This is a genomic window from Microcystis sp. M49636_WE2 (genome assembly GCF_030065375.1).
Classification (GTDB): Bacteria; Cyanobacteriota; Cyanobacteriia; order Cyanobacteriales; family Microcystaceae; genus Microcystis; species Microcystis aeruginosa_C.
Window position 1 is genome coordinate 1 of the sequence record NZ_JASJFG010000318.1, and the last position, 7,688, is coordinate 7,688.

Genomic DNA, 7,688 nt, shown 5'->3' on the forward strand with positions numbered 1-7,688 from the left:
AAAAATCTCGCTGTTTCAGTTGTCTTTCGTTATAATAAATAGTCAAATTGCCCGAGGCATAGTAATCGTTTCTATCTTGCCAGAGCCAATCAAGACAAGATAATAATAAAATAATTTGTTGTAAATGCAGATCACTTTCCAAGGGTGGTTCATCACTCCATAAATCGGTGGGAGGACAGACAATATCGTTAGCAATATCTAGGGTTGTCATCGTTTATAAACCCATTGAGTCAATTTGGGGTGATTCTAGCAACAAGCCACAATCAATACAATTATATTATAAGTCCGATCGTTTTGCTTGGGGTACATCTCATTTTTGTAAATCGACTAAGTTGCGATTTTTAAGGGGAAACTTTCTCCTAAAATCGGCCGTTACTTTCGGTTTTATCACTCAATCCAAGCTTTTGGGGGGTAGAACCCCCCAAACCCCTAGGGTTGATTCATAGTAGGGTTGATTCATGAATCAACCCTACCGCGCATTAGTTTTTCGGTGAGATGCTTACACGCGATTGTTCATATTTTTGTACCAATTTAAGAGTCACTGATAATTGCTAATTGTCGGTATTTCTGCAAATATAGGATGCATTCCTTAATCTTCCGCTCGGACCTAGGGAGATTTTTGTCAAGTCTGAACTCGAATTAGTTAACAATTTGGTGAAGGTGAATCAACGAGAGCCGTTAATCTTTATTAAGGGGGATTTGCCCTCAATTCCCTTAGTTGAAGGACTTATAAAAACCAGAAAAAAGCAACTAAAATAACAGTGAGAGTGGCGGCAAAAATGAGAGCGTATTCAATTTTTTGATTGATAATACCAATAACCATGACTACGGTAATTGCCAAAAGAAACACACCGATATAGACTAGATATTGACTACCTGAATTAACTAAATTATTATTTAAAGTCGGTGTGGGTGTGGGAGTTTGTAGAATTGTTGATGAGAGACTAATCGTGGAGGTAATGAACATAAATATTTATGACTACCATAGAACTAATTTTATACAGTAAACCAGACTGTCATCTTTGCGAAGGGTTGCTAGAAAAACTAGAAAAAATCCGTCAACCAGAGTGGCAGTTAGAAATTAGGGACATTACCAGTCGAGAGGATTGGTTTAACGCTTATCAGTACGAAATCCCCGTCCTCTGTCAAAAACTAGCCACGGGGGAAAAAATCCTTCCTCGTCTTTCCCCCCGGGCAAATGCCGAACAATTGGCCCGTCTTTTAGCCAATAATTTAACCTAGGGGCTAATTAGGGTTTGCTTAATAAATCTAAAAACCTTGTTGGATAAGACTTTTAGACTTTTTTTCCCTCAAAAAGTGCCAGCCATTGCGGGGATCGGGGGCAAAATTCAGCTACTTTTTCCCTGAAAATTAGGTAATTGACCACCTGAAAATGGGTAAAACCCCACACCCCACACCCCACACCCCACACCCTACCCCCACGAAAAACTTTTTGCCGCAAACCCTAATTACCCGGACTAGGAATAACGACCGGACTAGGAGAGGGAGAAGATTGGGCGACCGGTTGCGGTTTGGCTGGGGGTTGAGTTTGATACCATTTAAAGTGTTGGTAGGCCGTGCGCGATATTTGTTGAATCAGAGTCCTAGCGTTACTATCATTGTGGGGACGTTTGACCATCACTGCTCCTAGATAGCGTTTCCCGTTGGGCATATCAATAATCCCCGCATCCGCTAACATCGAGCCAATATCACCGGTTTTATGGGCAATATCGGCGGATTTCTCGATACCTTGGGGCAGCAGGGTGCGAGTGCGCGTTTCCTGCATAATATTCAATAGACGATCTCGGGAACGTAAACTGAGTAATTCCCCTTGATTAACTTTTCCTAAGATTGTCACCAAATCTCTCGGACTTGTGGTATTGGTTCCTTCCAAATCAGGTAAAGGGTTATTAATTACCGTACTGGTCAAACCCCAAGCTTGAAAACGCTGATTAAGAGCCTTTTTGCCTCCCATGCGCTTAATTAACATATTAGTAGCGGTATTATCGCTAATTACGTTCATTTTAGTGGCGGTTTCTAGGGCAGTATAGGTTTTATTCGCTCCTAGATACTGCATATCCCCGGACCCACTGGCCAGGACATCCTTAGTGGCCACAAGGGTTTCATCGAGACGAATTTTCCCCGCGTCCACATCCTCAAAAAAGGCCACCAGAATCGGGATTTTAATCGTACTAGCGGCGGCAAAAATAGTATCTCCGCGAAAATTAGCGTAAGCACCGTTATCGAGGTCAATAAATAAAGCTCCCGCCTGTAATTTCGGATATTTGACCGCTAAAGCCTGTAATTTCTGGTTGAGGCTGCTGAGATTTTCGTTTAAAACTAACGTGGTCGGTTTCGGGGTGACGGGTTGGGGAGTCGGGGAATTAGTAGCGGTGGGTTTTGGGTGTAGGGGTAATTTGCTCGGATCCACCACCGTTAAAACCGTACCAGCGATCGCACCTAAACCGACACCAAGGATAGAGAAGCGAAGAACCTGAAGGAGAAAAGAGGCGATTAGGTTAGGTTTACGCTGTTTTTGCGACTTTTTAACTGGTAAAGACCTTTTTTTATTGTTTGAGTCCATAGACTTAGGGGACCCAGGGCCGGATTGGACTTTAGTGGGACGACGAGTTACTTGACGAGTCACGGTTTTCCTCAAGGGTATCCAGATTTATTATCGATCGCTAGGAGAATTTTTTTTCTTGCCCTTGAGACTATCAAGACCGAGAAAAAGTTGCCCGATACTTTCAATATGACCGATAATACCCCGCAGCAGGGCTAATTCCTCCACTGTGGGCCGGGCCCGATGATAAAATTGCCGGAATTTCTCCATCCTAGCGGCGGCGGTGTGGGGGTAAAGATAGCCAATTTTGAGCAAAAAGCTCTCTAAGTGCTGATAATAGCCTTCTAGAGCCTCAAAAGTGGCATTAGGGAGCGTTTCTACCGGGGGTTCGAGCCTATTTTCCCTTGCCATTTGGTACAGTTCGTAGGAGCAAACCGCCACCGCTTGGGCCAGATTAAGGGAGGAATATTGAGGATTAGCGGGAATACCGACAAAACGCTGGGCGTGGTTCAGTTCGCTGTTACTTAAACCCCGGTCTTCTGGCCCGAAAATTAGGGCCGATTCCAGGTTAGGGGTGAGTAACCAGGGTAAGGCGGTCCGGGGTGTTTCGAGGGGAGTATTCAGGTGACGGGGTTTCGAGGTGGTGGCAATGATGCGATGACAACCCTGCAAAGCTTCCCCAAGGGTGGCTACCTGTGAACAGTTTTCTAGGACTTCAATCCCGTGTACTGCCATGCGTCGCGCTTCTTCTGCAAGGATATCACAGGCAGGATTGACGATAATTAAGCGACTTAAGCCCATATTCCGCATAATTCTGGCGGTGGAACCCACATTTAAGGCTCCGGCTGGTTCAACTAAAATAATTCTCAGGCGATCGAGTGGGGAACTCTGATTATTTTCATCTACACTCATAGATAAGGCGCAGTTTTTGACTTTTTAATTTTAATCATGGCACGTCAGGTCTCGAAGTCCGATCTTCCCAGTAAAATTTGTCCCGTTTGCGGTTTATCCTTTACTTGGCGCAAAAAGTGGCAAAACTGTTGGCATGAGGTCAAATACTGTTCAGAACGCTGTCGTCGTCGCAAGTCCTCGGCCAATCAGTAAAAAGCCGAGAATTTTAACTATCAAATAGGCACTCTTGCAAAGGGCAATTTTTAGCTGAGGACTTAGATGGGTAATTAATTTTGCTTGGGTACTCTATTAGCTTTTAATTTTACGGTTAATTTAGTAAGCTGATACTTGACTAAATTAAATTTTTCTTAAGAGAATCTCAATGCACATTGCCTGGTTAGGAAAAAAATCTCCTTTTTGCGGTAACGTTACCTATGGGCGAGAAGTGACTAATTCCCTGCTCGATCGAGATTATCAAGTCAGTTTTCTGCATTTTTCTTCCGAAAAACCCACCGTAAGCGATTGGCCCGACTTTTACGACGAAATCACCCTGCCACGTCTCTATAGTTCCCAAGTCTATACTATTCCCACCCTGAAATCGAGTCGGGTTCTACAGGATAAACTCAGGGAACTGAAACCCGATCTAGTTCATGCGTCCTTACCCCTGTCTCCCCTCGATTTTCTGCTACCAGAAATTTGTGAGTCTTTAGATTTGCCTCTGGTGGCGACTTTTCACCCGGCTTTTGATAGTAAAATTCGCAATCTCATCTCCAGTACCCAATTATTAACCTACCAACTACACGCCCCTTTTTTAGCTAATTACGATAAGGTAATTATTTTTTCCACCTCTCAACGGGATTTTTTAGTTAAATTGGGAGTTCCCGAAGAAAAATTAGCAATTATTCCCAATGGGGTTGATGTTAATAAGTATTGTCCAGGACTATCGAATATTAAAGCTCAATATAATGCCGATTGTTTATTTGTTTATCTCGGTCGGATCATGCCGGAGAAAAATGTAGAATCTTTATTGAAAGCTTGGAAAAAAACCAATTTAGGGAGTAGATGCAAACTGCTCATTGTTGGCGATGGTCCGTTAACTCCTTCCCTCAAACCTTTTTATGGAGAAGAAGATGGTATTATCTGGTTAGGTTTTATCGGCGATGAAAATAAACGAATTGAAATTTTGCGCGGGGTTGACGGCTTTATTTTACCCTCATTAGTGGAAGGTTTATCGATTTCCCTCTTGGAAGCGATGGCCTGTGGTGTTGCTTGTCTGGCTACGGATGTGGGTGCCGATGGGGAAGTGTTAAAAGGTGCGGGAATAGTTCTAGATACTAAAGGACTAATTACCCAATTAAAAACTCTCTTGCCCGTCTTACGAGATCATCCCGAATTAACAACAATTTTAGGACAAAAAGCCCGTCAAAGAGTTTTAGACTCTTACACTCTCAGCAAAAATATCGATCGCTTACAGTTAGTTTATCAAGAAGTGTTAGCCAAAAAACAATCTTCTCTTAGCTACTTTCACTAAGGAATTTATATGACGATTGCCCGGACAATTTGCTTGGGATTTATTGCGGTAATTTTAGCGGGAACTTCCCTGTTGATGTTGCCTGTTTCTACCACTAGCGGCACTTGGAATGACCCAATTGTTGCCCTGTTTACCTCCACTTCTGCTGTCTGTGTTACGGGTTTAGCAGTAGTAGATACAGGGACTTATTTTTCTTTTTGGGGTCAATTATTTATTGCTTTATTAGTGCAAGTGGGAGGTTTGGGATATATGACCACTACCACTTTTTTAATGTTATTAATTGGGCGAAAATTTGACCTGAGACAGAAGTTAGCAATTCAAGAATCCTTCGATCGACCTTTCCTGCAAGGTAGTCAAAGTTTAATGAAATCAGTGATTGCTACTACTCTAGTTTTTGAGTTAACAGCAACTCTTGTTATGTTAACTGTCTTCGCCCAAAAGTATGATTTTAGATATGCGGTGTGGTTATCTTTATTCCATAGTATTAGTGCCTGGAATAATGCGGGTTTTGGCTTGTTTAAAGATAATTTGATGTCCTATCAGTCTTCAATTATTATTAACTTATCTATCACAGGATTGATCATTTTTGGAGGTATCGGTTATCAGGTAATTATCGAGTTTTACACTTGGTTTATTCATCGCTTTCAATATAAACGAAAAGGCTTTGTTTTTTCCCTTAACTATAAAGTTGCTATCAGCACAACTATATTTTTATTAGTGATAGGAACCTTGGCTTTTTTACTTACTGAACAGGGAAACACTGACACTTTGGCTAATTTATCAATTAAAGATAAATTGCTGGCCGCTTGGTTCCAATCGGTAACATCGAGAACAGCAGGATTTAATACCATTGATATTGGTAAAATTTCCGTAGAAGGTTTATCAATTACCATGGCTTTGATGTTTATTGGTGCCAGTCCTAGCGGTACAGGGGGAGGTATTAAAACCACAACTTTTAGGATTTTATATAACTGTACTCGCTCGGTTTTAAGAGGTCGTGAAGAAGTGACTCTCTATCAAAGGCGCATTCCTATGCCGTTAATTTTAAAGTCAATGGCCGTGGTTTTTGGTTCGGTTATAGCGATTATTATCTCCACCCTAGCTATCTCATTTGTGGAGACAGATTTTCAAATGATTCAACTGTTTTTTGAGGTGGTTTCTGCCTTTGGAACTGTCGGCTTATCTATGGGGATAACCGCCTCTTTATCGCCGATTTCTAAGTTAATCATTGTTTTTATGATGTATCTGGGACGGGTGGGAGTTATACTTTTAATAGCGGCTATTATCGGCGATCCGAAACCAACAGTTATTAATTACCCCGAAGAAAACCTTTTAGTGGGATAATTAATAAGTAGGTAAGTGTTAAAAACTCTCAGATACCCCCGCCTATCGCTTACAGGTGTAGGTTTATTACAAAGAGGTGAGCAGTCACCTACTCATGCTGAGAAAACCAAGCTAGAGATTTAGAGGAGCATCGTGAAAGACAATGCTAAACAACAAATATCTCAAGCAGTGGTCGTGCATAGAATCAGAACATCTGCCCCATTTGTCAATACCGCAAGCTATCGGATTGGCAACTTGGAGTTTTGGCATGGTCATGACCAAATCGAGCAGTTTGACTCAGGTGTCGAGGTTGATTGCGGCAGTCAACGAGGAAAAACCCAACACAGTCAGGCAGAGACTGAAAGAATGGTATGAGTCTTGGAAAGCGAAAAAAGGAGAAAAGCGCAGCACTCTTGAGATAAGCAGTTGTTTTGCACCTTTGTTAGTGTGGGTCATCAGTTTACTGCCTATAACTATAGAAAGAATCGCCCTAGCACTGGACGCGACCACTATTGGCAGTCTCGAAGGGTTCCGCTTCCAGACGTGCGAGGTCATTCTGTTATTCTGACTTCCTCTCCCGACGAGCGGCTACTGACGACCGACTCCTAACCCCACCAACAAACTTTTTGCCGCAAAGCCTAATTATGTCTGATTTACGTCAATACGCTCCAGCAACAGAACGCAATCGTCAGCCGATTTTAGAAGTTCTCAGCCAATTTTTACCAAAGACTGGGAATATCCTAGAAATATCTAGCGGCACGGGTGAACACGCTGTTTTTTTTGCTCCTCGTCTTGCTCCTTGTCGTTGGATTCCCTCGGATTGTCACCCTCTGGCTCTAGATAGTATTCGCAGTTGGTGCGATTATTGTCCTAGTTCCAATCTCGCTCACCCCCTATTTATCGATGTTCATCAGTCAGTTTGGGCGGTAGAGACGGAAAATATCGTCATTAATGCCATTGTTAATATTAATATGATTCATATCGCTCCTTGGTCCGCTTGTTTAGCTTTAATGGCAGGAGCGAGTCGCCTTCTCAGTCCGGGGGAAATTCTCTATCTTTATGGTCCCTATAAACGACAGGGAAAACATACTTCTCCTAGTAATGAAAGCTTTGATTTTTCTCTCCGTTCTCAAAACTCTGCTTGGGGAGTTAGGAATTTAGAAGATGTGGTGCAAGCAGCGAGCGATCGAGGTTTACAATTGTTAGAAGTAATTCCTATGCCCGCTAATAATCTCTCGGTTTTATTTGCCTTAACATAAGTGGTTAGGTGTTAAAAACTGTCAGATGCCCCCTTATTAAGGGGGATCCCCCCGCCTATCGGCACCCCCCTTATCAAGGGGGGATCCCCCCGCCTATCGGCACCCCCCTTATCAAGGGGGG

General features: G+C 42.6%; 9 protein-coding genes and 1 pseudogene. 6 read left to right on the forward strand and 4 right to left on the reverse strand.

Annotated elements, in window-relative coordinates; translation table 11 throughout:
• A pseudogene (locus PX484_RS07625) lies at positions 1-211 on the reverse strand (Uma2 family endonuclease); the annotation flags it as partial.
• Between the two features lie 516 nt (positions 212-727).
• Entirely contained in the window at positions 728-967 is a 240-nt protein-coding gene (locus tag PX484_RS07630; RefSeq protein ID WP_287766110.1) for a hypothetical protein, read from the reverse strand.
• An 8-nt stretch (positions 968-975) separates the two neighbouring features.
• Between PX484_RS07630 and PX484_RS07635 the strand changes: the two genes are divergently transcribed.
• A complete protein-coding gene (locus PX484_RS07635; protein ID WP_002750529.1) occupies positions 976-1,242 on the forward strand; it encodes a glutaredoxin family protein in 267 nt (88 codons plus the stop codon).
• A 223-nt stretch (positions 1,243-1,465) separates the two neighbouring features.
• Here PX484_RS07635 and PX484_RS07640 read toward each other — a convergent pair whose 3' ends face one another.
• Both PX484_RS07640 and PX484_RS07645 read right to left on the reverse strand, forming a co-directional pair.
• On the reverse strand, positions 1,466-2,647 hold the full coding sequence (locus tag PX484_RS07640; protein WP_288103353.1) for a serine hydrolase: 1,182 nt from the start codon (positions 2,645-2,647) through the stop codon (positions 1,466-1,468).
• 27 nt (positions 2,648-2,674) lie between these two features.
• Entirely contained in the window at positions 2,675-3,475 is an 801-nt protein-coding gene (locus PX484_RS07645) for an RNA methyltransferase (protein ID WP_287766109.1), read from the reverse strand.
• 36 nt (positions 3,476-3,511) lie between these two features.
• On the opposite strand from PX484_RS07645, the gene PX484_RS07650 reads away from it, so the two are divergent.
• The 5 genes from PX484_RS07650 (at position 3,512) to PX484_RS07670 (ending at position 7,567) form a co-directional block, all read left to right on the forward strand.
• The gene (locus PX484_RS07650; protein ID WP_002801262.1) at positions 3,512-3,667 is read left to right on the forward strand and encodes a DUF2256 domain-containing protein; all 156 of its coding nucleotides are present in this window, start codon (positions 3,512-3,514) and stop codon (positions 3,665-3,667) included.
• A 169-nt stretch (positions 3,668-3,836) separates the two neighbouring features.
• A complete protein-coding gene (locus PX484_RS07655) occupies positions 3,837-4,985 on the forward strand; it encodes a glycosyltransferase family 4 protein (RefSeq protein ID WP_002801261.1) in 1,149 nt (382 codons plus the stop codon).
• A 9-nt stretch (positions 4,986-4,994) separates the two neighbouring features.
• On the forward strand, positions 4,995-6,329 hold the full coding sequence (locus PX484_RS07660) for a TrkH family potassium uptake protein (protein ID WP_002801260.1): 1,335 nt from the start codon (positions 4,995-4,997) through the stop codon (positions 6,327-6,329).
• 142 nt (positions 6,330-6,471) lie between these two features.
• Positions 6,472-6,876, forward strand: a complete 405-nt coding sequence (locus tag PX484_RS07665; RefSeq protein WP_002801259.1) for a hypothetical protein — start codon at positions 6,472-6,474, stop codon at positions 6,874-6,876.
• Between the two features lie 76 nt (positions 6,877-6,952).
• Positions 6,953-7,567 carry a DUF938 domain-containing protein gene (locus PX484_RS07670; protein WP_002801258.1) on the forward strand — a complete coding sequence of 205 codons (615 nt, stop codon included), beginning with the start codon at positions 6,953-6,955 and terminating at the stop codon, positions 7,565-7,567.
• Positions 7,568-7,688: the final 121 nt, after the last annotated feature.

Excerpts from the sequence above, each read along its gene's own strand:
- PX484_RS07665 (WP_002801259.1), top strand. The coding sequence starts at position 6,472 with ATGCTAAACAACAAATATCTCAAGCAGTGGTCGTGCATAGAATCAGAA.
- PX484_RS07630 (WP_287766110.1), bottom strand. The coding sequence starts at position 967 with ATGTTCATTACCTCCACGATTAGTCTCTCATCAACAATTCTACAAACT.
- PX484_RS07650 (WP_002801262.1), top strand. The coding sequence starts at position 3,512 with ATGGCACGTCAGGTCTCGAAGTCCGATCTTCCCAGTAAAATTTGTCCC.
- PX484_RS07645 (WP_287766109.1), bottom strand. The coding sequence starts at position 3,475 with ATGAGTGTAGATGAAAATAATCAGAGTTCCCCACTCGATCGCCTGAGA.
- PX484_RS07660 (WP_002801260.1), top strand. The coding sequence starts at position 4,995 with ATGACGATTGCCCGGACAATTTGCTTGGGATTTATTGCGGTAATTTTA.
- PX484_RS07655 (WP_002801261.1), top strand. The coding sequence starts at position 3,837 with ATGCACATTGCCTGGTTAGGAAAAAAATCTCCTTTTTGCGGTAACGTT.
- PX484_RS07635 (WP_002750529.1), top strand. The coding sequence starts at position 976 with ATGACTACCATAGAACTAATTTTATACAGTAAACCAGACTGTCATCTT.
- PX484_RS07670 (WP_002801258.1), top strand. The coding sequence starts at position 6,953 with ATGTCTGATTTACGTCAATACGCTCCAGCAACAGAACGCAATCGTCAG.